The sequence below is a fragment of the Phytoactinopolyspora endophytica genome (assembly GCF_004138495.1).
GTDB lineage: Bacteria > Actinomycetota > Actinomycetes > Jiangellales > Jiangellaceae > Phytoactinopolyspora > Phytoactinopolyspora endophytica.
Map to the genome: position 1 here is coordinate 211,195 of NZ_ML142851.1, position 1,366 is coordinate 212,560.

Annotated in this window: 3 protein-coding genes; 1 reads left to right on the plus strand and 2 read right to left on the minus strand. The window is 69.7% G+C overall.

The features are described from left to right. Window positions 1-296, plus strand: a 296-nt coding sequence (locus tag ELR45_RS06840) for an adenosylcobinamide-GDP ribazoletransferase (protein ID WP_205856162.1), incomplete at its 5' end; no start/stop codon positions are given. Window positions 297-492: 196 nt separating this feature from the next. On the opposite strand, the gene ELR45_RS06845 is transcribed toward ELR45_RS06840, so the two are convergent. Beyond that, window positions 493-1,056, minus strand: coding sequence for a macro domain-containing protein (locus ELR45_RS06845; RefSeq protein WP_129664561.1), 564 nt, complete (start codon window positions 1,054-1,056; stop codon window positions 493-495). Further along, window positions 1,053-1,366, minus strand: a 314-nt coding sequence (locus ELR45_RS37090) for an isochorismatase family protein (protein ID WP_205856163.1), incomplete at its 5' end; no start/stop codon positions are given. The genes ELR45_RS06845 and ELR45_RS37090, both read right to left, overlap by 4 nt.

Consider the following 1,366-nt stretch of genomic DNA (forward strand, 5'->3'; position numbering starts at 1 on the left):
GCGCGGCCATGGCCGGCTCGGTCCGGTGGATGTTCGCGCTGGCCATGCTGGTCGTGGTGAGTGCTGCCCTCGGCGGAGTGCTCGCGGTGGCGGACGTTCTCTCCGGCGACGGCTCGGGGGCTGTGCCGCCGTGGTGGTCGGCCCTGCTCGCTGTCGCTGTCGCGGTGGTGGCGACCGCCGTCGTCCTGCGCCGATGCGTCCAGCGCTTCGGAGGAATGACCGGTGATGTCCTGGGCGCCGTTGTCGAGGTGTCGCTCGCCGCGGCACTCGTGGCGCTGGCCGCGGGGGCGGCGTGACGCCCTCGCCGGGACTCAGTCTCTGCTCATGAGTTGAGCACGCAGGTCCGCGGGCAACCTCTCGGTGGCGTAGCGAAGCGTGACCCGAGGGACCGCGCGCGTCGCGATGAACGTCTGCGCGGTCAGGTCCATACTCCGAGGATCTCATCCGGTGCGATCCATCGCTGGCTACAGAACGGCTTGCCGGTAGGCGGTCTCAGCGGGACCGATCGGTGTCGGCTGCATGCCGGGCGAGGACGTCAGCGTGGACGTTGAAAGCGTCGGCGTCGAACAGCACGAAGCGGATGCGCTCGACGGACGCGAGGTCGGGTGCGACACCGAGAACCGTGCGCATCGCGATGTCGGTGGCCTCACGTAGCGGATAGCCGAACGCCCCGGTGGAGATGGCCGGAAACGCGACGGAGCGCAGTCCGTGCTCGTCGGCGAGCCGCAACGACTCGCGGTAGCAGCGCGCAAGCAGCTCGTCGGCGGGCTCATCGACGCCGTAGACCGGTCCGAGACAGTGCAGGACGTGCGGATTCGGCAAGCCGTGACCGCCCGTGATCACGCATTGGCCCGGCTGGATGGGGGCGAATGGGCGGCATTCCTCGGCCAGGCTTGGTCCGGCGGCCCGGTGGATGGCGCCGGCCACGCCGCCGCCCGGCATGAGTTGCGCATTGGCTGCGTTGGTGATGGCATCCATGTCGGGCTGCTTGGTGATGTCGCCCTGGACGAGCTCGACCGTCACCCCGCCGACGTTGTGTTCGACTGTGGACGTCATATGACCACCGCGCCCGCTGTTGTCATCTGCAACAGGGCGCGTTGGCCGTCGCCCTGTGTGAGGTCGACTGGACGGGTGGCGTCGGCGATGACGACCGAGGAGAAGCCGAGCCGCTGCGCGTCGAGCACGGTCTCCTTGACGCACACATCCTGGGCCAGCCCCACCACGACCGCCCGGCTGACGCGATGGTCATGTAGGACGCCCTCGAGCTCGGTGCGTGCCACGTCGCCGCTCTCCGGGTCGCGGACGCTGAACCCCGAGTAGCCGTCCTCGCCGCCTGTGCCCTTGCGGACCACCGGTCCGTCGACCA